This window comes from Amycolatopsis sp. NPDC006131, assembly GCF_040614175.1.
Taxonomy (GTDB): Bacteria; Actinomycetota; Actinomycetes; order Mycobacteriales; family Pseudonocardiaceae; genus Amycolatopsis_E; species Amycolatopsis_E tucumanensis.
Genome location: NZ_JBEXTX010000015.1, coordinates 1 through 24,228, shown reverse-complemented (window position 1 = coordinate 24,228; position 24,228 = coordinate 1). Strand labels below are relative to the sequence as shown.

Sequence of the window (24,228 nt, the reverse complement as noted above, 5' to 3'; positions counted from 1 at the left end):
TCCAGGTGCACGTCGGCGCGGCTGCTCGGCCCCGAGGTGGACCTCGGCGCGGCTGCTCGATCGGGTCGGCGCGGTCCGGCCGCCCCGGCAGCGCGCGGCGCGACAGGGCCGAAACGGCGGCGTCCCAGGGCTGGTGCTCGTCGCTAGGCTGCGGAGAGTGCGGGGGCAGCGCCATTCTGCCCCCGCACCCTGTCGATCACACCGTGTCAATCACGCAGGAACCACGCTCACGCGCCGGTTCTCGACGTCGAGGCTCGCGATGCGGACATCGACCCGTTCACCGGCTTCCGCTTCCGCGGTCCAGGCGGGCCGGGACAACAGCCCGGGAACGCCCGGCGGCAGTTCGACGAAGGCGCCGAACGGAACCACTCGCGTCACGGTCGCGGTGATGACTCCGCCATTCGCGTGCTGGGCGAGGAAATCGCGCCACACGGCCTGCGAGACCTGGTACTGGGACATGTGATCACCTCCTTTCGCTTCGTCCCAGAGAAGGGGAGAGCGCAGGAGGTGGCGGGCCGCGGGCCCGCCGGGTGATCACGGCGCGGCCGGGAGTCCTGTCTGTGCGCGGCGCAAGGCCGACCCGGCAGTCACGGCGTCGAAGTTAACAGCTCACGGGGTCATGCTCAACAGTCCTTCCTGTCGTAGGGTTTCCGGCATGATCGCCGCCGACCCGGACCGACTTTGCCCACGACCACAACTCGTCCGGTCCGAGTGGTTCGACCTGGACGGCGCCTGGGGCTTCGCCTTCGACGACGACGATCGCGGCCTCGCCGACCACTGGTTCACCGCCACCGAGCCGTTCGACCGGACGATCACCGTCCCGTATCCGCCGGAGTCGGAACTCTCCGGCGTGCACGCGACCGAACCGCACACCGTGGTCTGGTACCGGCGTGAGTTCGACGCCCCGCCGATCCCCGCCGGCCACCGGCTCGTCTTGCACTTCGCCGCCGTGGACTACGCCGCCTCGGTGTGGATCAACGGGAGCCACTTCGGCAGCCACGAAGGCGGGCAGACGCCGTTCTCCTTCGACATCACCGCGGCTCTACGGCCCGACGGTCCGCAAGTGATCGTCCTGCGCGCGGAAGACCGCCCGGACGAAGGCACCCAGCCCAGGGGCAAGCAGGACTGGCACCCGGAGCCGCACGACATCTGGTACCACCGCACCACAGGGATCTGGCAGCCGGTGTGGGCGGAGGTCGTCCCCGCGCTCCACCTTCGCGAACTGCACTGGACTCCCGAACTCACCCGCGCATCGGTCTCTTGCGAGGGCGAGCTTTCCGCGACGCCCGGCGAAGCGGTGACGATCCGCGTGGTGCTGCGGCACGGCGACGAGATCCTTGCCGAGCAGTCCGTGCGCATCGACCGGCGGCGGTTCCGGTTCGACATCGCCGTGCCCGCGCTGCGGCACGGTCAGGACCGGTTCCGCCTGCTGTGGTCGCCGGAGAACCCGGTGCTCGTCGATGCGTCGGTCGAACTGCACGCCGCGGAAGCGCCGTCCGACACGGTGAGCAGCTACCTGGGTCTGCGCGAGGTCGGCGTGGCCGACGGCCGCTTCCTCCTCAACCACCTCCCTTACTACCCGCGAATGGTCCTGGAACAGGGCTACTGGCCGCAGTCGCACCTGGCCGCGCCGGACTCGGTCGCACTCCGCCGGGAGGTCGAGCTCATCAAGGAACTCGGCTTCACCGGCGTCCGCGTGCACCAAAAGGCCGAGGATCCGCGGTTCCTCTTCTGGTGCGACAAGCTCGGCCTGCTCGTCTGGGGCGAGACCGCGAACGCCTACGAGTTCGCGCCCGAAGCCGTCGAGCGGCTCACCCGGGAGTGGCTGGAGATCCTGCGCCGGGACCGCAGCCACCCCTGCATCGTGACCTGGGTGCCGATCAACGAGAGCTGGGGCGTCCCCGACGTCGCCACGGCACCCGGGCAAACCCACTTCGTGCGCTCGATCTACCACCTCACCAAGAGCATCGACCCCAGCCGCCCGGTCATCGGCAACGACGGCTGGGAAATCCCGGAAGCCGACATCATCGGCGTGCACGACTACGCCCCGACCGGTGAGGCACTGTCCACACGGTACGGTGCCGAATTGCGCCGTACCCTGTCCGACGGCCGGCCCGGTGGTCGCCGCCTCCTGCTCGACGACACCGCTTCCGACCGCCCCGTCATGCTGACCGAGTTCGGTGGCCTCTCCCACGTTCCCGCTGAGGACGAGAAGTGGTTCGGCTACTCGACGGTGACCGACGACGAGGAGCTGGCCGCCCGGCTGGACCAGCTCGTCACCGCGGTCCTCTCGTCGCCGGACCTCGCCGGCTTCTGCTACACCCAGCTGACCGACACCGAGCAGGAACGCAACGGCCTGCTCACCGCCGGACGCGTGCCCAAGATCGATCCGGCCCGGGTACGAGCCATCCTCACTCGCCCTGCCGCGGCCGTGCCCCCGGAAGAACTGAACCCCTACCGGGAGCGCAGCTGACAGCCGGGACCTTCGAGTGGTGTCACCATCCCGGTCTTGTGTTGCCGGCGATCTTCGGCACCAAGCGGGAGTGCGAGACCACCGCTGGTACCTCGGCCCGTGGGCGAGAACCTTCAGTGGTGACCCGCGGGCGCGCCGTGTGCCCGCGACGCGCCCGCGGGCGGGAACCGCGGGGAAGCGGTTCCCGGACCGCCGCCAGCCCGGACTCACGTCCCCAGGAGCGGGCGAACGGCGATCTCGTCTGCGGCGGCGCGGCCTAGTAGTCCCAGATCTGGATCGCCCGCACAACGAACGGCGCGTGCGGCACGAACGTCCCGCCACCCGGGTACGTGGTGAAGTCGCCTTCGGTGGAGCAGTCCTCGCCCTGGTACACCGTCACCTCGCGGTCCAGCCGGTTCACGAACGACCGCGCGTCACCGCTGAGCGGGATGCACTCGCCGGGATTGGCCGTGCGGAGGTCGAGGAACTGCACCGACCCGCCGTAGAACTCCTCGGACCACGCGCAGAACTCGCCCTGCTCGCAGCCGTACCCGACCGGCGGCGCGGTCTCGGCCTCGGCGATGCCGCCCGCGGTCAACAGTCCCAGCGCGGCCAGGACGAGCGCCTTCGGCAGATACGCGCGAAAATTCCCGAACATTTCTCATCTCCCCTGTGAGTCGGTCTCCGCGGTGCGCGGTTCCGGACTCCACAATGGCCGGTGGGAGAAGGGCTGTCAGCAGGGATTTCTACTTCTGTGGATAAGTAGGTTCCGTTAACTCGATCGGGGCCTTCGGAAACGCACTTGTCCACAGGGTGCCGAATTCGTTCTTGCCGAATGGGCGAAACCTCTGCTATTTGGCGGGACCCGTGGAACCGCGCACCACCAGTTCGACGTCCAAAGTGGTCGCCTTCGGCGCGCGTTGCCCGGCGAGCAGGCGCAGCGCCAGTTCCCCGGCGAGCTGCCCCTTGCGCACGAGGTCCTGCCGCACGGTCGTCAACGGCGGATCCGACCACGCGGCCGGCGGCGTGTCGTCGAACCCGACGATCGACAGGTCCGCAGGCACCCGGAGACCGCGTTGCCGGGCGACGGCCAGCGCCGCGAGGGCCAGCTCGTCCGACATGCACAGCAGCGCGGTCGGCTCCCGGTCCAGCAACGCCGCCGCGCCCGGCATGGCCGCCTCCCGCGACAGTCCGGACACCTCCCAGATCGGCACCGCGTCCGGATCGATCCCGGCCGCCGCCAAGGTTTCCAGGTAGCCGGCGAGCCGCTCCCGGTTGTCCAGGAACCGGCTCCGCGCCGCCTCCGTCGCGCTCAACGGGCCCCCGTGCGGCTCGGACAGGCACTGCGCGGACAGGATCGCGAACCGCCGGTGGCCCAGCTCCAGCAGGTGCCGGGCCGCGGCCGTCGCGCCGCCGCGGTCGTCCGTCGACACCCGCGCCGACCCGGGCACGATCGGCTGGTCGATCACCACCAGCGGCAGTCCGCGCTGCTTGACCGCCCGCAGCGCCGGCGCGTTGTCCGCCAGCGAGTAGGCGACCGCGAGGTCCGCCTGTGCCGCCAGCACTCGGTCCGCCCGTGGTCCGCCGTCGTGCCCGCCCGGCAGGAGGAGCAGCGCGTGCCCTTCCGGATCGACCCGGCTCGCGAGCGCGTCGAGCGTGATCGACAACGCCGGGTCGGAGAACGCCGCCGACAACCCGGTGTCGAGCATGAAGGCGATCGCGCCCGAGCGCTGCGTGGCGAGGCTGCGCGCGGTCGGGTTGGGACCCGCGTAGCCGAGCCGCTTCGCCACGCGCAGCACTTCGTCCCGCAGCTCGGCCGACAGCTGGTCCGGGCGGTTGTACGCGTTGGACACCGTCGCCCGCGAGACGCCCACCGCTTCGGCGACGTCGTCGAGCGTCGGGCGGCGCCGACGGGTACCGGTCATCGCCGCAGTCTAGACCGATCACCGACCGGGTTGACGTTCTGAAGCGCTTAAGTCATTGTGGGACGGGTGATTGGGGTCAGTGATCGGGTAGCCGTCTTCGTCGTCTTCGCGCTCAACGGTGCGGTTTACGGGTCGTGGGCGCCGCGCGTGCCCGCGCTCGCCGAGCAGGTCGGAGCCAGTCCGGGCGAACTGGGGCTGGCGCTGCTCGGCGGCACCGCGGGGCTCCTGCTTGCGGCACCGCTGTCCGGCCGCGTGTCGGAGCGGTTCGGCGCGCGTGCCGTGATGCTCGTGGCGACCCTGCTGTCGTGCGTCGTGCTGTCGCTGACCGGGCTGGTCGGCTCGGTGGCGTGGCTCGCGGTCGCGTTGTTCGGCCTCGGCTTCGCCAACGGCGGGCTCGACGTGGCGATGAACATCGGCGGCGTCAGCGTCGAGCGGCGCACGGGCAAGGCGATCATGCCGGTCTTCCACGCCGGTTTCAGCTTCGGTGGGCTGGTCGCGTCCGCCGCCGCCGGGCTCGCCGCGGCGCAGCATTGGTCACCTGAGCGGCACTTCCTGGTCGCCGCCATCGTGACCGCGCTTGTGATGCTGGTCGTCTACCACGGCTTGCCGCGTGCGGTGCCCCGGACCGACCGAGCCGCCCGGCCGGCGACCACCGCACCCACCCGGCGCCCGGTGCTGTGGCTGCTGGCCGTGGTGCCGCTGTGTTCCGCGATGGCCGAAGGCGCCAGCTCGGACTGGTCCGCGTTGCTGCTGGTCACCGAGCACGGCGCGGGCGAGGGCGCCGCCGCGCTCGCCTTCACCGCGTTCTCGCTCGCCATGGCTGTCACCCGGCTCGGCAGCGCGTGGGTGCAGCGCCGCCTCGGCGCCACCCGGACCCTCGCGATCGGCGCGGTCGTGGCCGCGGCCGGGCTGCTGGTCTCCGCACTCGTCCCGGTCGCCGCGCTGGCCTTCGCCGGGTTCGTGCTGGCCGGCACGGGTCTGGCCGCCGCGTTCCCGGTCGCGCTGAGCCTGGCGGGCGAGGCGGGCAAGCGCGCGGACGGCAGCGGTGGGGAGCGCGAGATCGCGTTCGTCACCACTGTCGCCTACACCGGGTTCCTGGCCGGTCCGCCGCTGATCGGCGGTATCGCACAGGCGACCTCGTTGTCCGCTTCGTTCGTGCTGGTAGCGGTTCTGGCGGCGCTCATCGCGCCGGCCGCGGTCGGCGCGAGTCGCGCACGTCACCGTGAACGGACCGCTGCCGAACTCCCCGTTTGAGGCGGGCCTACCCTCGACGTGTGCCCTCCGAAGTTTCCGAGACCGCGACCCGGCGCCGGGTGAGCGTCCTCCCGCTGCTCCTGGTGTGCGGGTTGCTGGCGGCGGTGGTGGCCGTCGCGCTGCTCGCGCTGTCGGGCGGGGCCACCTACCAGATCGCCGGCCTGCCCGAGCCGGGCCTCGTGACCCAGTACGGCGTCGGCGTGGTCCGGGTGCTCGCCGACGCGGCGTCGGTCGTGTGCGTCGGGTCCCTCCTGCTCGCGACGTTCCTGGTGCCGCCGCAGAAGTCCGGCGTGCTGGCGCGGGACGGGTACGCGGCGCTGCGCACGGCCGGGATCGCCGCGTGGGTGTGGTTCTTCGCCGCGCTCGCCTCGGTCCTGTTCACCGCGGCGGACGCGGCGGGCAAGCCGGTCACCGAGCTGTTCTCGCCGCAGGTCCTGCTGGACCTGGTGGACGCGATCGAGCAGCCCAAGGCCTGGCTGTGGACGGCTGGCATCGCGCTCGTGCTGGTGCTCGGCTGCCGCCTGGCGCTGTCGTGGGGCTGGACCGCGGTGCTGTTCGGGCTGTCCGTCGCCGGGCTCGTCCCGGTCGCCGTGACCGGCCACTCGGCCAGCGGCGGCTCGCACGACCTCGCCACGAACAGCCTGCTCTACCACCTGATCGCCGCCTCGCTGTGGGTCGGCGGCCTGGTCGCGCTGCTCGCGCTCGGGTGGCGGCGCGGGGAGCACCTGTCGCTCGCGGCGCGCCGCTTCTCCCGGCTGGCGCTGGTCTGCTGGATCGTGATGGCCGTGTCCGGCGTGGTCAACGCGCTGGTCCGGCTGCCGCTGTCCGACCTGCTCACCACCGAGTACGGGCTGCTCGTCGTGGCGAAGGTCGTCGCGTTGCTGGTGCTCGGCGTGTTCGGCCAGCAGCAGCGGACTCGCGGGGTGCGCGCGGTGGTGGACGGACAGGGCGGCGGGCAGTTGCTGCGGCTGGCCGCGGTCGAGGTCCTGATCATGTTCGTCACGATCGGCATCGCCACCGCGCTCGGCCGCACCCCGCCGCCGCAGGAGGCCGTCCAGCCGTCGACGACGGAACTGCTCATCGGCTACGACCTGCCCGGCGCGCCGACCGTGCTCCGACTGTTGTTCGACTGGCGCTTCGACCTCGTCTACGGCACGGCGGCGATCGTGCTGGCCGTCCTCTACCTGGCGGGCCTGCGGCGGTTGCGGCGCAACGGGATCGAGTGGCCGGTCGGACGCACGGTGGCGTGGCTGGCCGGGTGTTTCGTGCTGCTGATCGCCACGTCGTCCGGCATCGGGCGCTACTCGCCCGCGATGTTCAGCGTGCACATGGGCAGCCACATGCTCCTGTCGATGATCGCGCCGGTGCTGTTCGTGCTGGGCGGGCCGGTGACGCTGGCGCTGCGGGCGCTGCCGGTGGCGGGCCGGGACGCTCCGCCGGGGCCGCGCGAGTGGTTGCTGGCCGCGGTGCATTCACCGGTGTCCCGCGTGCTCACCCATCCGATCGTCGCGCTGGCCTTGTTCGTCGGTTCGTTCTACGCGCTGTACTTCTCCGGCCTGTTCGACGCGGCGCTGAACTACCACTGGGCACACCTTCTGATGAATGCCCACTTCCTCCTCGCCGGTTACGTCTTCTACTGGCCGGTGATCGGGGTGGACCAGGCTCCGCGGCGCCTGCCGCACCTCGGCCGGCTCGGGATGATGTTCGCCGCGATGCCGTTCCACGCCTTCTTCGGCGTGATCCTGATGTCGAAGCAGACGATCATCGGTGACAACTTCTACCGGGCGCTGCACCTGCCGTGGGTTTCCGACCTGCTGGCGGACCAGCGACTCGGCGGCGGCATCGCGTGGGCTTCCGGCGAGGTGCCGGTGCTGCTGGTGCTGATCGCGTTGCTCGTGCAGTGGTCGCGGGCCGACGCGCGCGAGGCGAAGCGGAAGGACCGCCGCGAGGAGGCCAGCGGCGACCAGGAGCTGGCGGCCTACAACGCGATGCTCAAGCAGATGGCGGACCAGGGCAAGCCGCGCCCCTAGCACAGCCCACCGACAATTCCGGGATCACGACCGATCAGCCCGGCGAGTTGTCCACACGCCCCGAAACCATCCACAGATTTCGGCCGATTTCGCTTTCGCTCTCCCAATCGCTCGTTCCCGGTGCACTCTTGATCTCAAGCACGTGACGACGAGCGTGAAGGAGAGCGGCGATGGCGATCGGGGAGACGATGGTGACCCTGGTGGGCACGGTGACCAGCGACATCACGGTCAAGCGGGTCGGGCAGGACCGGCACGAGCTGGCGATCTTCTGGGTGCGCAGCGACGAGCGCCGGTTCGACCGGAACAGACAGGAGTGGGTGCCGGGCAGGCGGTTCTCGGCGCGGGTGGTGTGCCGCCGCGGGATGGCGGTATCGGCCGCCGACGGGCTGCGCCGGGGCGATCCGGTCGTGGTCAACGGGCGGCTGCACACCGCTGACCCGGACACCGGCGGGTCTCGTGCTCAACTTGAACTCGAGGCTTTCGCGCTCGGGCCGAACCTCGCCCAGTGCGGCGTCTCGCTGAGGCGGGGCCCGCGGCCCGAACCCGATGTCCCGTCCCAGATCCCGTTGTGGGACGCTGCCGGCTCCGCCGTCGAAACCCTGCAGGACGGGCCCGTGGACGAGCCTGCGCCGGCGCTCGCCGGGCCACGAGGAGGGCAGGGCCCGTGACGAGCGGAGCGTTCTCCACGGTGACGAGGGGTTGACTGTCCGTCGCGGGATGGTGACCGGCGTTCGGTCGCGCGTGACACGGCTCTACGATCGTGGGCATGGCCGAGTTCATCTACACCATGAAAAAGGTGCGCAAGACCGTCGGGGACAAGGTCATCCTCGACGATGTCAGCACCGCGTTCTACCCGGGCGCCAAGATCGGCGTCGTGGGTCCGAACGGTGCCGGCAAGTCCACCGTGCTGAAGATCATGGCGGGGCTCGATCAGCCGAGCAACGGTGAGGCCTTCCTCCAGCCGGGCGCGAGCGTCGGGATCCTGCAGCAGGAGCCGCCGCTCAACGAGGACAAGACTGTGCGCGGCAACGTCGAGGAGGGCCTCGGCGAGATCAAGGTGAAGCTCGACCGCTTCAACGAGATCGCCGAGCAGCTGGCCACCGACTACAGCGACGAGCTGATGGAGGAGATGGGCCGGCTCCAGGAGGAACTCGACCACGCCGACGCGTGGGAGCTGGACTCCCAGCTCGAGCAGGCGATGGACGCGCTGCGCTGCCCGCCGCCGGACGAGCCGGTCACCCACCTCTCCGGTGGTGAGCGCCGCCGGGTGGCGCTGTGCAAGCTGCTGCTGTCGAAACCCGACCTGCTGCTGCTCGACGAGCCCACCAACCATCTGGACGCGGAGAGCGTGCTGTGGCTGGAGCAGTTCCTGGCCACCTACCCCGGCGCTGTCCTCGCGGTCACCCACGACCGGTACTTCCTGGACAACGTCGCCCAGTGGATCATGGAGCTCGACCGCGGCCGCGTCGTCGGCTACGAGGGCAACTACTCCACGTACCTGGAGAAGAAGCGGGAACGCCTCGAGGTCCAGGGCAAGAAGGACGCCAAGCTCGCGAAGCGCCTGAAGAACGAGCTGGACTGGGTGCGGTCGAACGCCAAGGCGCGCCAGACCAAGTCGCGGGCCCGTCTCGACCGCTACGAGGAGATGGCCGCGGAGGCCGAGCGCACCCGCAAGCTGGACTTCGAGGAGATCCAGATCCCGCCGGGGCCCCGGCTGGGCAGCGTGGTCGTCGAGGTCTCGCACCTGAAGAAGGGCTTCGAGGACCGCGTCCTGATCGACGACCTGTCGTTCACGCTGCCGCGCAACGGCATCGTCGGCGTGATCGGCCCGAACGGTGTCGGTAAGACGACCCTGTTCAAGACCATCGTCGGGCTGGAGAAGCCGGACGACGGCGAGGTCAAGATCGGCGAGACGGTCAAGCTGTCCTATGTAGACCAGAACCGGGCCGGGATCGACCCGAAGAAGACGGTGTGGGAGGTGGTGTCCGACGGGCTCGACTACATCAACGTCGGGCAGACCGAGATGCCGTCGCGCGCGTACGTGAGCGCGTTCGGGTTCAAGGGCCCGGACCAGCAGAAGCCGTCGGGCGTGCTCTCCGGTGGTGAGCGCAACCGGCTGAACCTGGCGCTGACCCTCAAGCAGGGCGGCAACCTGATCCTGCTGGACGAGCCGACCAACGACCTGGACGTCGAGACCCTGGGCTCGCTGGAGAACGCGCTCGAGCAGTTCCCCGGGTGTGCCGTGGTCATTTCGCACGACCGGTGGTTCCTGGACCGCGTGGCGACGCACATCCTCGCGTGGGAGGGCACCGACGAGAACCCGGCCAAGTGGTTCTGGTTCGAGGGCAACTTCGAGGGCTACGAGAAGAACAAGGTGGAGCGGCTCGGACCGGACGCGGCCCGGCCGCACCGGGTGACACACCGCAAGCTGACTCGCGACTGAGCGGGGAAGCCCCGTGCTAGCACGCTCGAGCCGACACGGAAGCGGAGTCCCCTTGGTAGCCACCCAGCACAGCCGATCCGGTTCGCGTCCGCAGGACGGCGGCCGGAGCGCGGAGATCGCCGCGGTCGAGCGCCTGCTCGGCCAGGCCGCCGACTTCGAGTTGCGCGCGCCCGAGCTGGCGCTCGTGCTCGGGGAGCGGGCGGCGGCCCTGGCCGAGGCCGCCGGGGCCGAGGAGCTGTGGGTGCGTGGCGAGGGACTGGCGGTGTCCGCGCGGGTTCGTCTCGGTTTGCGCGCGCCGACGGTGGGGCGTGCCGTGGCTGCTTTGCGTGCCGCGGAGGACACGGGGCAGACGACGCTCGCGGCGCAGCTGCGCACCGACCTCGCCGTCTGCGCCCGCAGCGTCGGTGCGCCCCTCACCGGGCTCGCCGCGCTGCGGCCGGTGCTGGACGCGTCCGGTTTCGGCGGTGCGCGGAAGGCGGCGGTGCTGAGCCAGCTGGTGGCGTGCCTGGCGCAGTTCGGGCGCAAGTTGGAGCTCGACAAGACCCTTGCCGAGGCGGACCGGTTGTGCGGGGCGGACGACGACCTCGACGGCGACGGGCGGCTGCTCGCGCGGTCGCTGCTGCGGGTCGCGGTGTCGGCGCACCGGCGGCGTCACGGCGACGTGATCGGCGCGGCCGACGCGGCGCGCACGGGGCTCGGTTTCCTCGAACAGCTGGAGGACGCGCAACACGACGGCGGTGTGGTGCGGGTCCGGCTGGTGCTCCAGCTCGTGTGCTCGCTGCTCGACCGCGGGGACGGCAGGAACGCGCTGGACCTCGCGCAGTCGGTGCTGGACGAACCGGCGCGGGCCGCGTCGGTCGCCCCGGCGGGATGGCTCCGGATGGCGATCGCCACCCGGGTCTTGCTGCCCTCCGGCAGCGTGGAGGCGGCCGCGCGCATGCTGCGGGATGCCGTGCACGCCACGGAACGGCACGAGCTGCACGCGTTGACCGCGCGGCTGTGGACAGAGCTGGCACACGTCGAGGAGCGCCTCGGCCGCTACGCCGAAGCCATCGAGTGCCTGCAGCTGGCGCGTGCGGCCGAACACATCCACGCGCGGGCCCGCCGCCAGGCGGTGGGACTGCTCGCCGGAGAGTTCGGCGGCGGCGGGCACGAGGTCGACCTGGACCGCGTGCTGGGCTCGGTGCCGGCGGGCGAGGGAACGAGTGCTTCCGTTGCGGTCGCGCCGTTGTCGGTGCCCGAGCCGAAGGTTCCGGCCAGCCGTGAGCCCAGCGCCGAGGTCGCGACCAAGAACGCGGACGCCCCGCGCCCCCGTGTGGCGGCGGAACAGAGCCGGAACAACAGCGAACGCACGAGCTGGTCGCTGGCGCCCGAACCCGCCGACAACCGGCCGGACGTTGCGAAGGTCTCCGGCGCCGAGGATGCGGCACGGGTGTCGCGGTGGGATGAGATCGGGACCGCCTCGCGGTTGGAGCGGACCTCGCGAGCGGACGAGAGCGCGGCAGCGTCGCTCGAGCAGCGTGAGTCGGTGCGTGACCAAGCTGAGGAGGTCGCGGCGGTCTCGCGCCTCGACTCACGCGAGTCGGTGCGGTCTGACGCGGGTGTGTCGCGGTCCGAACCGGCTTCTGGCGACGTGGTGCGGTACCGGCGGCCCGAGACCGCCACGTCCGGCATGCCGTCGGATTCCGAGCGGCGGACAGGCGGAGGGCGTCGGCGGGCCGAGGAGAAGTCGGCCGGGCAATCGGCTGATGTCTCGCCGGATGAGGTGTCGTCCGAGATCGTGGCGATTTCCCGGTCGGAGCGCGCTGACACGCGGGCGTCCCGGAAGACGCGGCACGATTCGGAGCACGGGTCGGTCGCGGCGCGGAGCGTGCTGGACCGGCTGGGGGTCAGTACGGGCGCGGGTGGCGGGCGCCGCCGCGCGCCTGGCACGGGAGAGCCCGAGTCGGGCGGGCACCGTCGCGCGCCTGGCTCAGGGGAGCCCGAGTCTGGTGGACGTCGCCACGCTGAGGACGGCCCGAGCCGGGAATCCGTCGCGCCCGAAGCTGTGGGCGAGGGCGTCCGCGGTGAGTTCGTTGATGCGGGCCGGGATTCTGCCGGACGAGCCGACGGGAGCACGACCTTCAGCGGCGACTCGGGCACGCGCCGCGAGTTCTCCGCCCCGGAGGACACCGCCCGGGAGGACGGTGGCTCGCCGAGCGAGTCGTGGTTGAGCGCGGATGCGGAGCCGGTCAGCCGGGCGGACGTCTCGCCGGCGGGGCGGGCCGAATCCGAGGCGCGCAGTGAGAACGAGCCTGCGCCGAGCATGCCGGTCATCGACAACTGGTTGCCGCGCTTGCGGTTGCCACCGTCGCTGGCTCCGTGGGACGACTCCACCGATACGGACAGCGAACCGGCTCCCAGCAACAGCACGTCGGAGACTCCGTTCACGAACGCGCCGGTGCTGCAGGACGACGGCCTCGGCGAGCCGTTCCGCACCGAGCTGACCGGCGTGCCGGACGACGACCTGCCCGAGGACGCCGGCCTCGCGGACCTGCTCGCCCGCGCGCTCGCCGAACACCAGGCGGGCACCGCGAGCGCGGCGGCGCTCGTGAAGCGACTCGGCAACCAATCGTCCTCCGAGCCGCGGCCCGTCAACGGCCACGGACGCAACGGCAGCGAGCCCGGAAACGGCCGCCACCGCGGCGACCGCTGATCTCCCCGGCCGGCCTGTCGACGCCGGCGCGGCAGGCTTGGCCTGGCGTTGCTGCGCTGGTGACCCCTCGCAGCGCGCAGCCGGAGTGAGGGGTTGGCGGTGGGCGTTGCTGTGCTGGTGCCCCCTCCTGGCGCGCGGACGGGGTGAGGGTTTGCGCTGGGTGCGTTGCCGAGCCGGTGCACCTCTCGGCGCGCGGCCGGGGTGCGGGGTTGGTGGTGGGCGTTGCCGAGCCGGTGACCCCTCCCGGGGTGGAGCTCGGGGTGAGGGGTTGGCGGTGGGGGGGGGGATGGCGCGTTGGTGAGGCTCCGGTGGCTGGTTGGGCCGGGGGGAGTGGCGGCGGTGGGATTCGACGCGATCGGCGGCTGCGGTGGAATTCGCGGCGACCTGCGGGTGAACCGTCCGAGCACTGCATCTCGCGGCGGTCTGGGCCCGTTGTCACCCGGTGGGGGCCGGGCATCACGCGGCGGTGCATTCGCGGGGGTTTGCCGCCTCGCCAGGCGGGGCAGTCGCGGGGGATGGACAGCGGCGGCCGATCGCCCCGCCGGGCCGCGCGAAACCCGGGCGCGGAGGCACGATGAACACCTCCGAACCCCAGCGCCGATCTGCCTCGATTGTGCATCGATTCAACAATCCGATGGTCGGGCGTCAGCAGGTTTTACGAGCTGGTTATGGTGGTGTTCGTTCAGCGTCACGCGCGCGATCAGACTCGGTGGAGAGTTGCCTGAGATGAGCTCGACGAGAGTGTCCGTCCGCCCCGGAACCGCGACCGGAACCGACCGCCTACGACCCGCCAGCCCGGAGCAGATCCGGGACGAGCTGATCGAAGCCGCGGCCCGGCACGCTCCCGACATCGCCGACCTCATCCGCCTCTACTACCGCCACATCCCCGCCGACGAGATCCTCGGCGACGACCCCGTGGACCTCGTCGGCGCCGTCCGGTCCCACCAGGAGTTCGCCCGCAACCGCGTGCCGGGGCGGCCCGCTGTCCGGCTGTTGAACCCGACCACCGCCGAGGACGGCTGGACCCGCGACGCCACCGTGGTCCAGATCGTCACCGACGACATGCCCTACCTGGTCGACTCGATCACCGCCAAGCTCGCCCGCGACGGCGTCCAGGTCCAGCGCCTCGTGCACCCGATCGTCGCCGTCACGCGGGACATCACCGGCGAGCTCGTCAAGGTCCACCCGGCCGCCGACGTCGCCAACCCGCCCGAGGGCGCGATGGTCGAATCCTGGATGTACGTCGAGATCGACCTCATCACCGACCTCAACCGCGCCCGCGAGCTGGACACCCACCTCGCCTCCGTGCTCGGCGACGTCCGCGAGGTCGTCGAGGACACCGACAAGATGATCCAGGCCGCCGAAGGCCTCGCGGCCGAGCTCGACGCCACCCCGCCGCCCCTGCCCTCCGACGAGGTCACCGAGGGCGCGAACCTCCTGCGCTGGCTCGCCGACGGCCACTTCATGTTCCTCGGCTACCGCCGCTACGAACTGGTCGAGGACCCCGACCCGGGCACCGACGAACCCGCCCTGCGCGCCGTCCTCGCGTCCGGGCTCGGCGTGCTCCGCCAGGACAGCCTCGCCGCGCGCAGCCTCACCGCAGGCCCCGACACGGCCGCCACCGCGCTCGCCCCGCACCTGCTCGTCCTCACGCAGGCCAGCGCACCGTCCACAGTGAACCGTCCGGTGTACCCGTACTACGTGGGCGTCAAGACGTTCGACGAGCGCGGCAACGTCACCGGCGAGCACCGGTTCCTCGGCATGTTCACCACCTCCGCGCTGCACGAGGACGTCCTGGACGTCCCGGTCGTCTCGCGCAAGGTGTGCGAGGTCATCCACCGCGCCGGCTTCCCCATGGAGTCCTACTCCGGCCAGCGCATGCTCGAGGTCCTGCAGAACTGGCCGCGCGCCGACCTGTTCTCCGCCGACCTCGACTCGCTCTACTCGACCGCCATCGGCGCCATCACGCTGTCCGACCGGCGCCGCCTGCGGCTGTTCCTGCGCCGCGACACCTTCGGCCGCTTCTACTCGTGCCTGGTGTTCCTGCCGCGCGACCGCTACACCACCCGGTCCCGCCTGGCGATGCAGGAGGTGCTGCTCGCCGAACTGGAGGGCACCCACCTCGAGTACGGCACGCGCGTCGGCGAGACCGCGCTCGCCCAGGTCCACTTCACCGTCCACACCGACCCGGCCACGCGCGTCGAGCCGGACGTGCTGCGCATCCAGGAACGGCTCAACGCGGCGGTGCGCAACTGGGACGACCTGATGGTCGAGGCGATCCTGGCCGAGCGGCGCGAGCGGGCGGGCGAGGTCGCTCGCACCACCGCCACCCTCGGCGAGGAGTCGGCCGGCGAGCTGGGCCAGCGCTACTCGGGCATCTTCCCGGAGGCGTACAAGGAGGACTTCACCGCCGTCGAGGCGCTCGCCGACCTGCGCAAGCTGGAGGGCCTGACCGGCCCCGACGACCTGGCGATGTCGTTCTACACGCCGGACGGCGCGGAGCCGGGGGAGCGGCGGTTCAAGCTCTACCTGCTCGGCGAGGGCGTCACGCTGTCGGCCGTGCTGCCCGTGCTGCAGCGGATGGGCCTGGAGGTCGTCGACGAGCGGCCCTACGAGCTGCGCCGCTGGGACGGCACCCGCTCCTGGGTCTATGACTTCGGCCTGCGCATCGGCCTCACCGACCTCGGTGACGCCGAGGTCGACCTGCGGGAACGCTTCCAGGACGCGTTCGCCGCCGCCTGGCGGGGCGACTGCGAGGTCGACGACTTCAACGCCCTCGTGCTGCGCGCCGGGCTGACTTGGCGCCAGGCCGCGGTGCTGCGCGCCTACTCGCGCTACCTGCGCCAGGCAGGCACGCCGTACTCGCAGGAGTACATCCAGCGCGCCGTCCTCGCGCACACCGACATCGCCAAGGCGCTGGTGAAGCTGTTCGAGCACCGCTTCGACCTCGCCACGAACCCGGACGCCGACGAGCAGACCGAGGCGCTGGTCGGCGAGATCTCGGCGATGATCGACGCCGTTACCAGCCTGGACGAGGACCGCATCCTGCGGCGCCTGCTGTCGGTCATCTGCGCCACCCTGCGCACCAACTACCGCGTCACCGACGCCGACGGCCGCCCCCGCCCGTACCTGGCGCTCAAACTCGACCCGAAGAGCGTGCCGGACCTGCCGGAGCCGCGGCCGCGGTTCGAGATCTTCGTGTACTCGCCGCGCGTCGAGGGTGTGCACCTGCGCTTCGGCTCGGTCGCGCGCGGTGGCCTGCGCTGGTCCGACCGCCGGGAGGACTTCCGCACCGAGATCCTGGGCCTGGTCAAGGCGCAGGCGGTGAAGAACGCCGTCATCGTGCCGGTCGGCGCGAAGGGCGGGTTCGTCGTCAAGCGCCCGCCCGCCCCGACCGGCGACCCGGGCGTGGACCGCGACGCGCACCTGGCCGAGGGCATCGCCTGCTACCGCATGTTCATCTCGGGACTGCTCGACCTCACCGACAACCTCGTCGAGGGCCGCACGGTCCCGGCCAAGGACGTCGTGCGCTACGACGGCGACGACAACTACCTCGTGGTCGCCGCGGACAAGGGCACCGCGACCTTCTCCGACATCGCCAACGAGGTGTCCGCGTCCTACGGCTTCTGGCTGGGCGACGCCTTCGCCTCCGGCGGCTCGGTCGGCTACGACCACAAGGCCATGGGCATCACCGCGCGCGGCGCGTGGGAGAGCGTCAAGCGGCACTTCCGCGAGCTGGGCGTGGACACCCAGAGCCAGGACTTCACGGTCGTCGGCATCGGCGACATGGCGGGCGACGTGTTCGGCAACGGCATGCTGCTGTCCGAGCACATCCGGCTGGTGGCGGCGTTCAACCACCTGCACGTCTTCCTCGACCCGAACCCGGACGCGGCGGCGTCGTTCCGTGAGCGCAAGCGCCTGTTCGAGCTGCCCCGCTCGTCGTGGGAGGACTACGACCGCTCGCTGATCAGCGAGGGCGGCGGCGTCTTCTCCCGTAGCGCCAAGACGATCCCGGTCTCGCCGCAGGTGCGGCAGGCGCTCGGCCTCGCCGACGACGTCACGCAGCTCGCCCCGGCCGACCTGATCCGCGCGATCCTGCTGGCGCCGGTGGACCTGCTGTGGAACGGCGGCATCGGCACCTACGTCAAGGCCGAGACCGAAAGCCACGCCGACGCCGGGGACAAGGCCAACGACGCCGTGCGCGTCAACGGCAACCAGCTGCGGGTGAAGGTGGTCGGCGAGGGCGGCAACCTGGGGCTGACCCAGCGCGGCCGCATCGAGTTCGCGCGCGCCGGCGGCAAGATCAACACCGACGCGCTGGACAACTCCGCCGGCGTGGACTGCTCCGACCACGAGGTCAACATCAAGATCCTGCTCGACCACCTGGTCAGCAGCGGCGCGCTGGACCGCGAGCAGCGCAACGAGCTGCTGCACCAGATGACCGACGAGGTCGGCCGCCTGGTGCTGGCGGACAACTACCACCAGAACGCCGTGCTCGGCGTGAGCCGGGCGCACGCGCCGCAGATGCTGCCCGTGCACGCCCGGCTGGTCGCGAACCTGGAGAAGGCCGGGGCGCTGGACCGCAAGCTGGAGGCGCTGCCGAGCAAGCAGCAGTTCCAGGCGCTGGAGAAGGCCGGCGACGGCCTCACCTCGCCGGAGCTGGCGACCCTGCTCGCGCACGTGAAGCTGGAGCTGAAGGACGAGCTGCTGGCCAGCGACCTGCCGGACGCGGAGGTGTTCGCCCGGCGGCTGCCCGAGTACTTCCCGGAGCCGCTGCGCGAGCGGTTCGCCGACCGCATCGGCGAGCACCCGCTGCGCCGCCAGATCATCACCACGCTGCTGGTCAACGAGGTCGTCGACGGCGCGGGCGTGTCCTACGCCTACCGCCTTGCGGAGGAGATGAACGCGACCGCGACCGACGCGGTGCGCGCGTACACGATCGTCACGCGCGTGTTCAACCTCAACGCCCTGTGGGACGACATCAACGCCCTCGACAACGCGGTGCCCACCGAGGTCCAGGACGAGATGATGCTGGAGTCGCGGCGGTTGCTGGACCGCGCTGCGCGCTGGTTCCTCGCCAACCGGCCGCAGCCGCTGGCCGTCGGGGCGGAGATCTCGCGCTTCGGGCCGGTCGTCGCCGAGCTGGCGCCGAAGGTCGACACGCTGCTGCGCGGCCGCGAGGCCGAAGCGGTGCGCGAGCAGGCCGACCGCTACGCCGAAGCCGGCGTGCCACGTGAGCTGGCGCTGCGGATCGCGGGCCTGCTCGACGCCTACGGCCTGCTCGACGTCGTCGAGGTGGCCGAGCTGGCGGTCCGCGAGGCCGGGGTGGACGTGGAGAGCAGCCCGGAGGAGGCGTCGCAGCTCTACTACGCCCTGTCCGCGCACCTGGACGTCGACCGGCTGCTCACCTCGATCAGCGCGCTGGAGCGGGGCAACCGCTGGCACGCGCTGGCCCGGCTGGCCCTGCGCGACGACGTGTACTCGTCGCTGCGGGCGATCACGCTGGACGCGCTGCGGCACAGCGATCCCGGGGACGGCACCGACGAGAAGATCGCCCAGTGGGAGAAGGCGAACGCCTCCCGGCTGGCACGCGCCCGGGTGTCGCTCGACGAGATCAACCAGTCGGGCCGGCTCGACCTGGCGACGCTGTCGGTCGCCGCGCGCCAGCTGCGGAGCACGGTGAGGTAGGAATATCGGGGTGTACGTAGCGAAGGTGCGGCCCCGCTGGTCGGACATGGACGTGTTCGGGCACGTCAACCACGCGAACATGGTGACGTTGCTCGAAGAGGCACGCGTGCCGTTGTTGTTCGACGAAGCGGGCCGCGCCGGGCTCGCGGAGTTCGCGAAGGGCATGGTCGTCGTGAAGCTGGCCGTGCACTACCGCGCCCCGGTCGTGGTCGACGGGCAGGAGATCCGGGTGGAGATCTCGTTGCAGGACCTCAAGTTCGCCTCGCTCACCCTGGCCTACCGGGTGCACGACGGTCCGGACGCGGAGTCGCCCGTCGCGGTCACCGCGGAGACCGTCCTGGCGCCCTACGACGTCACCACCAACCGCCCGCGCCGCCTCACCGCGGAGGAGCGGGCGTTCCTACAGACCAGGCTGACGGAGGCCGGCGCGTGACCGAGCTGCGCATCCCGGACCGGGGCGACCGCGAGACGCTCGGGGCCTTCGTGGCCAGGGCGGTGCGGCTGGACGGCCAGGCGGCGGTGCGGCTGCGCAACCGCAGTGGCGGCGGCGTCGTCGAGGCCTGGGTGTCCACGCCGTTCGACTGCCTCGCGACCCGCGCCGTGCACGGCGAGGTCGAGCCGGGCGACGTGACGGTGTCCGGCAACGAGTTGCTGGCCGCCCTCACGGTCGCCGGTGGCGAGCGGATGGACCCCGGCCCGCCGCGCGACCTGCTGTGGCACAGCGAGCTGCCGGCCACCGGGCCCTGGCAGCTGATCGACGAGCTGCCGACGAAGGTGATCAGCGAGCTCACCGACCGCGGTGTCGCGCTGGCCCGCGAGAACGCCGGCCCGCACGGCAACCCGCCGGCGTCGCTGATGGACCAGGCGGTCCTGACGGTCAGCGAGGGCGACGTCGAGGTCAAGGTCCAGATGCGGTGCCTGTTCGCCCTGTCCGGGATGGGGTTCTTCGACTCGTCCATCCCGGACGACATCATCCGGGTGACAGCCACGAACTCGTGGATGCGACTGGACGCCAGGTACGGCGCGGTGGTCCGGCGGCGGCACGCGCTGCTGCCCCTGCTGTTCTGACTTGCGCTGGAGCTGCTCCAGGTCGCTAGGGTCGCGGCCATGCGCTTCGCGTTCAAAACCTCACCGCAGAACACCGAATGGGCCGACATGCTCGCCGTGTGGCAGGCCGCCGACGACATCGAGGTGTTCGAGTCGGGCTGGACCTTCGACCACTTCTACCCGATCTTCTCCGACCCGACCGGCCCGTGCCTGGAGGGCTGGGTCACGCTGACCGCGCTCGCGCAGGCCACCAAGCGGCTGCGCCTCGGCACGCTCGTCAGCGGCATCCACTACCGGCACCCCGCGCTGCTGGCGAACATGGCCGCGACCCTGGACATCGTGTCGAACGGGCGGCTGGAGATCGGCATCGGCGCCGGCTGGAACGAGGAGGAGTCCGGCGCCTACGGCATGGAACTCGGCACGGTCAAGCAGCGCAGTGACCGGTTCGAGGAGGCCTGCGAGGTGCTGGTCGGCCTGCTCACCCAGGAGACCACCACCTTCCAGGGCGAGTACTACCAGCTCACCGACGCCCGCAACGAGCCGAAGCCGATCCAGCGCCCGCACCCGCCGATCGTGATCGGCGGCAGCGGCGAGAAGCGCACCCTGCGCACCGCCGCCCGCTTCGCGCAGCACTGGAACTTCGTCGGCGGCACGCCGGAGGAGTTCGCCCGCAAGCGGGACGTGCTGCACCAGCACTGCGCGGACATCGGCCGCGACCCGAAGGAGATCATGCTGTCCAGCCACGTGCGGCTGGGCACCGATCTCGACTACGCCAAGGTCGCCGACGAGGCCGCCGCGCTCGGCGAGCAGGGCCTCGACCTGGCCATCGTCTACCTGCCGCCGCCGCACACCCCGGACGTGCTGGAGCCGCTCGCCGACGCGCTGAGCAAGCTGGGCTGACGCCCGAGGGCCCCGTGCCCGGCCGCGGGCACGGGGCTCAGACCCAGCTGTTCATCATGCTCTGGGCGGCCATCTCCAGGTAGTTCCACAGCTGCGTCTCCAGCGGCTCCGGCAGCCCCGCCTCGTCGACCGCGATCCGCATCGCGCGCAGCCACGCGTCGCGCTCGATCGGGCCGATCTTGAACGGCGCGTGCCGCATCCGCAGGCGCGGGTGTCCGCGCTGGTCGGAGTAGGTGTGCGGGCCGCCCCAGTACTGCATCAGGAACAGCCGCAGCCGGTCCTCGGCCGGCCCGAGGTCCTCCTCGGGGTACATCGGCCGCAGCACCTCGTCCTTCGCCACCTCGGCGTAGAACCGCGCGACGATCTTGCGGAACGTGGGTTCCCCGCCGACGGCTTCGTAGAAGGACTGGGGGTCGCTCATACCGGTCACCCTTCCATCATGCCGTGGTCGCCGTGGACAGGAAGCCGGCTTCCTCCAGGGCCGTGAGGCACGCCGCACGCAGCTGCCGCTGCACGGCCCACTGGCGGCCCGGCCGCACCTTCACGGTCAGGCGCAGTTCGATGCTCTCCGGTGTGACCTTCTCCACGCCGAGCACCTCGGGCTCCTCCAGCAGGTCGACCGACAGCGGCTCGGTCGCGGCCGCGGTGTGGGCGGCCTCGGTCAGCACCGCCGTGGCGCGCTCGACGTCGGCGTTGTAGCTCAGCGGCACGTCGACCAGGGCGATCGCGTAGCCCTGGCTGGAGTTGCCGACGCGCGTCACCTCGCCGTTGCGGACGTACCAGACGGTGCCCTTGACGTCGCGGATCGTGGTGATGCGCAGGCCGACCGACTCGACCGTGCCGGTGGCGGGCCCGATGTCCACGACGTCGCCGACGCCGTACTGGTCCTCCAGCATCATGAACATGCCGGACAGGAAGTCCTTGACGAGGTTCTGGGCGCCGAAGGCGAGCGCGATGCCGACCACGCCGGCGGAGGCGAGCAGCGGCCCGAGGTTGATGCCCAGCTCGCCGAGGATGTAGATCGCGGCGAGCCCGAGCACGACGAACGAGGTCAGCGACTTCAGCACCGAGCCGATCGTCTTGGCCCGCTGGCGGCGCCGCTCGGCCACGACCGGGCCGAGGATGTCGGGGGCGCGCTCGCGCAGGGGACGCAGGATCGTGGGCAGCTTGCCGCCGTTGCCGCGCGGCATGGTGGTGACCCGGTCGATCAGCTTGTGCAGCAGGAACCGGATGATCAACGCGACGAGCAGGATCAGGATGATCCGCAGCGGCTTGGCGATCAGCCAGTTGGCGGAGGCCGCCAGCCATTCGTTGTGCGTGATCTGGAACACTTGGTAGCACCAGGTGCCGGGCTGGTTGATGCACTCGGGTGCTTCGTTGAGCAGCGGCGTCACGGGGCTCGGGGATCCCTTTCTGGCCGTTTTCGCCCGTCGTCACGCAGACGTCGAACGAATTTCACAGGACACGTCTTCTAACACAGGTGCGCATCGGGTGTGATCTGTGGTCGACTATGGCTGCACCGGTGGAGGTGGTCGAGTGCCAGACCGACAACCGATCCCCCTCGGCGCCCCCGACCAAGCGGTGGGCGGGCAGGCGCCGGAGGTAGCCCTGTGTGCTCACCAGGGTCAGGGGCCGCCCGGAGGCGGACCTCAGCCCAGTGGGCCACCCCCGCGAGGCGGCCGCGTGAGCCGACCCTCGGGTCAGCGTAGAGGGCGGGATCCGGCCGGTCTGAACGCCCCTGCCACGCCCGGCGCGTTCTCGATGGGCAGGCGTCGCGTGCTGCTCCTCAACGCCACGTTCGAGCCGCTGACCGCGCTCCCGCTGCGGCGGGCCGTGGTGCTGGTGATGTGCGGGAAGGCGGAGGTCGTGCACGGCGATCCGGGAGGCCTGACGTTGCACGCCGCGACGTTGTCACTGCCCGTGCCGTCGGTGATCCGGTTGTCCACGTACGTGCGGGTGCCCTACCGGGCGCAGGTGCCGCTGACGCGGGCCGGGCTGATGCACCGGGACCGCTACAAGTGCGCGTACTGCGGCGGGCGGGCCGAAACGATCGACCACGTACTGCCGCGCAGCAAGGGTGGGCCGCACAGCTGGCAGAACTGCGTGGCGTGTTGCGCGAAGTGCAACCACCGCAAGGCCGACCGGCTGCTGGAGGACCTGGGCTGGCAGCTGCGCGTGGTGCCGACGGCGCCGCGGGGCCCGCACTGGCGGCTGCTGGTGCACTCCGGGGACGCGGACCCGCTGTGGAAGCCCTACCTCGGCGTGGCGGCCTGACAGGGGACGCACCGGCGCCCCGGCTGTGGTGGTGAGCCGGGGCGTTCCGACGTCTTCGTCTCGGTGGTGGTTCGGTTCAGTTCGGGGAGGGACTGCGTCTCAGGCCGTGGTGACTCGCGTGCCGCGGGTGACCCGGGTGCCCATCGTGACGCGAGTGCCACGCGTGACGCGGGTGCCCATCGTGACTCGGGTGCCGCGGGTGACTCGCGTGCCACGGGTCACGCGGGTGCCGGCGGTCACGCGGGTCCCCCTGGTGACCCGGGTGCCGCGGGTGACTCGGGTACCGGCCGTCACCCGTGTGCCGCGCGTCACACGCGTGCCCCGCGTGGTGGAGCCGTTAGATGCGTCGATCAGTGACGCAGCGTGGTCATCGTTGGTCTGAGCGAGGGTACGGAGCAGGTGCATGATCTGTCCTCCAGGGACCTGTGCGTTACTCATTGGGAAGGGGAGCGGGGCGCAAGGCCCGTACAGGTGAAAAAGCTACGAGGAACTGGGCCACCGGACAAGGCAATCGCGCCCGGTGCGGCCGGCTGTACGTTGAGTTGCAACCTTTCGTCCGACCGCTCTTCAGCCCATCGCCCCAACGTGGTCGCGACGCTCGGCGGACGGCGGCCCCCACGCGACGAGCGGTCGTGACCGGCTTCGGCGGGCTTGGGCTCGTCGGGCTACTCTTCTGGCGTGAACATCGGAGAGACGATCCTGATCTTCGCGCTGATCCCGGCCGCGATCTACGGGGTGATCAGCGTGCTCACCCTGCGGTCGAAGCTGACCGGCACGCCGCGCTACCGGCCCGGCCAGGCCTGGGAGTACCCGCCGATGTGGTGGAGCGGCAACCCGGAAGGTATCGGGACCGTGCACGACACGCACTCCGGCGAACCGGTGGAGAACAGGGACGCGAGCGGGAACGCGCGCGTGACGGCGGCAGGAGGAGCCCGTGGCAGCTGGTGAGCTGACCCGACAGCCAGGATCGGACGAGGAGCTGGAGATCGGGGTCGCGATTACCGCGACCGGTCGCCGCTCGGTGGCCCGGATGTACGAGCCCGCTGCTCCATCCAGCCCATTCAGCACTGTCCAGTTGGCCCGTCTGGACGAGGCGCTGACGCTCGCGAGCCGGGAGACCGGGCTCGACTTCAGCGTGTACCTGGGCGAGCTGGGCTCCGAGAGCCGCGCCCGCGCCGAGGAGCTGCACGCGAGGATCGAACCCGACTCCGCGAACGCCGTGCTGATCGCCGTCTCGCCCGGCGAGCGTGTGGTGGAGATCGTGACGGGCTCCGACGCGATCCGCCGTCTCCCCGACCGCGGCGCCAAGCTCGCCGTGATGAGCATGGTGGCGTCCTTCAAGGAGGGCGACCTCATCGGCGGCCTCACCTCGGGGCTGCGCATGCTGGCCGACCAGGCCGGCTCCGCCCCCAAGCACTAAAAGGCAGAAAAGAAGAAGGGCGGCCGCGAAAGCGGCCCCCCCGAGTAATTTTATGGAGGTTATTGTTTGGGGGGGGGGGGGGCGGGGGAAATAAGAAGAG

At 71.2% G+C, this 24,228-nt stretch carries 18 protein-coding genes; 13 read left to right on the top strand and 5 right to left on the bottom strand.

Translation table 11 applies throughout. The features are described from left to right. Positions 1–210 precede the first annotated feature (210 nt). Positions 211–459, bottom strand: a complete 249-nt coding sequence (locus ABZ215_RS11040; protein WP_237336292.1) for a S1 RNA-binding domain-containing protein — start codon at positions 457–459, stop codon at positions 211–213. 196 nt (positions 460–655) lie between these two features. On the opposite strand from ABZ215_RS11040, the gene ABZ215_RS11035 reads away from it, so the two are divergent. Further along, a complete protein-coding gene (locus tag ABZ215_RS11035; protein ID WP_354949393.1) occupies positions 656–2,473 on the top strand; it encodes a sugar-binding domain-containing protein in 1,818 nt (605 codons plus the stop codon). Positions 2,474–2,729: 256 nt separating this feature from the next. Here the strand turns inward: ABZ215_RS11035 and ABZ215_RS11030 are convergent, their stop codons facing one another. Together ABZ215_RS11030 and ABZ215_RS11025 are read right to left on the bottom strand one after the other, a co-directional pair. Then, positions 2,730–3,110 (bottom strand): peptidase inhibitor family I36 protein, encoded by a 381-nt coding sequence (locus ABZ215_RS11030; protein WP_237336291.1) that lies wholly within the window; start codon positions 3,108–3,110, stop codon positions 2,730–2,732. Positions 3,111–3,303: 193 nt separating this feature from the next. Continuing rightward, complete coding sequence (locus ABZ215_RS11025; RefSeq protein WP_354949392.1) at positions 3,304–4,377, bottom strand: LacI family DNA-binding transcriptional regulator; 1,074 nt, start codon at positions 4,375–4,377, stop codon at positions 3,304–3,306. A 66-nt stretch (positions 4,378–4,443) separates the two neighbouring features. Between ABZ215_RS11025 and ABZ215_RS11020 the strand changes: the two genes are divergently transcribed. The 9 genes from ABZ215_RS11020 to ABZ215_RS10980 all read left to right on the top strand — a co-directional run bounded on the left by ABZ215_RS11020 (position 4,444) and on the right by ABZ215_RS10980 (position 20,434). Continuing rightward, positions 4,444–5,631: an MFS transporter gene (locus tag ABZ215_RS11020; RefSeq protein WP_354949391.1), complete on the top strand. Its 1,188-nt coding sequence runs from the start codon at positions 4,444–4,446 to the stop codon at positions 5,629–5,631. Between the two features lie 20 nt (positions 5,632–5,651). Further along, positions 5,652–7,661 carry a cytochrome c oxidase assembly protein gene (locus tag ABZ215_RS11015; RefSeq protein ID WP_354711801.1) on the top strand — a complete coding sequence of 670 codons (2,010 nt, stop codon included), beginning with the start codon at positions 5,652–5,654 and terminating at the stop codon, positions 7,659–7,661. 170 nt (positions 7,662–7,831) lie between these two features. Then, positions 7,832–8,329, top strand: coding sequence for a single-stranded DNA-binding protein (locus tag ABZ215_RS11010; RefSeq protein WP_020418208.1), 498 nt, complete (start codon positions 7,832–7,834; stop codon positions 8,327–8,329). Positions 8,330–8,427: 98 nt separating this feature from the next. Continuing rightward, positions 8,428–10,104, top strand: coding sequence for an energy-dependent translational throttle protein EttA (gene ettA / locus ABZ215_RS11005; RefSeq protein ID WP_020418209.1), 1,677 nt, complete (start codon positions 8,428–8,430; stop codon positions 10,102–10,104). A 52-nt stretch (positions 10,105–10,156) separates the two neighbouring features. Next, positions 10,157–12,799 (top strand): hypothetical protein, encoded by a 2,643-nt coding sequence (locus ABZ215_RS11000; protein ID WP_354949390.1) that lies wholly within the window; start codon positions 10,157–10,159, stop codon positions 12,797–12,799. A 726-nt stretch (positions 12,800–13,525) separates the two neighbouring features. Continuing rightward, positions 13,526–18,487 carry an NAD-glutamate dehydrogenase gene (locus ABZ215_RS10995; protein WP_354949389.1) on the top strand — a complete coding sequence of 1,654 codons (4,962 nt, stop codon included), beginning with the start codon at positions 13,526–13,528 and terminating at the stop codon, positions 18,485–18,487. A 10-nt stretch (positions 18,488–18,497) separates the two neighbouring features. Further along, positions 18,498–18,920: a thioesterase family protein gene (locus ABZ215_RS10990; protein ID WP_017987638.1), complete on the top strand. Its 423-nt coding sequence runs from the start codon at positions 18,498–18,500 to the stop codon at positions 18,918–18,920. Beyond that, on the top strand, positions 18,917–19,555 hold the full coding sequence (locus ABZ215_RS10985; protein ID WP_237336285.1) for a hypothetical protein: 639 nt from the start codon (positions 18,917–18,919) through the stop codon (positions 19,553–19,555). Before ABZ215_RS10990 ends, ABZ215_RS10985 begins: the two co-directional genes overlap by 4 nt. 39 nt (positions 19,556–19,594) lie before the next feature. Continuing rightward, positions 19,595–20,434, top strand: a complete 840-nt coding sequence (locus tag ABZ215_RS10980; RefSeq protein WP_237336284.1) for an LLM class F420-dependent oxidoreductase — start codon at positions 19,595–19,597, stop codon at positions 20,432–20,434. A gap of 37 nt (positions 20,435–20,471) precedes the next feature. Here ABZ215_RS10980 and ABZ215_RS10975 read toward each other — a convergent pair whose 3' ends face one another. Together ABZ215_RS10975 and ABZ215_RS10970 are read right to left on the bottom strand one after the other, a co-directional pair. Beyond that, positions 20,472–20,855, bottom strand: coding sequence for a globin (locus ABZ215_RS10975; protein ID WP_020418215.1), 384 nt, complete (start codon positions 20,853–20,855; stop codon positions 20,472–20,474). Positions 20,856–20,871: 16 nt separating this feature from the next. Beyond that, a complete protein-coding gene (locus tag ABZ215_RS10970; protein WP_020418216.1) occupies positions 20,872–21,828 on the bottom strand; it encodes a mechanosensitive ion channel family protein in 957 nt (318 codons plus the stop codon). 382 nt (positions 21,829–22,210) lie between these two features. Here ABZ215_RS10970 and ABZ215_RS10965 point away from each other — a divergent pair, with 382 nt between their 5' ends. The 3 genes from ABZ215_RS10965 (at position 22,211) to ABZ215_RS10955 (ending at position 24,128) form a co-directional block, all read left to right on the top strand. After that, positions 22,211–22,708 (top strand): HNH endonuclease, encoded by a 498-nt coding sequence (locus ABZ215_RS10965; protein ID WP_017987643.1) that lies wholly within the window; start codon positions 22,211–22,213, stop codon positions 22,706–22,708. Between the two features lie 678 nt (positions 22,709–23,386). Beyond that, positions 23,387–23,656 (top strand): hypothetical protein, encoded by a 270-nt coding sequence (locus ABZ215_RS10960; RefSeq protein WP_017987644.1) that lies wholly within the window; start codon positions 23,387–23,389, stop codon positions 23,654–23,656. Beyond that, entirely contained in the window at positions 23,643–24,128 is a 486-nt protein-coding gene (locus ABZ215_RS10955; RefSeq protein ID WP_020418218.1) for a DUF5130 family protein, read from the top strand. The genes ABZ215_RS10960 and ABZ215_RS10955 overlap by 14 nt, the downstream gene beginning before the upstream one ends. Positions 24,129–24,228 lie beyond the last annotated feature (100 nt).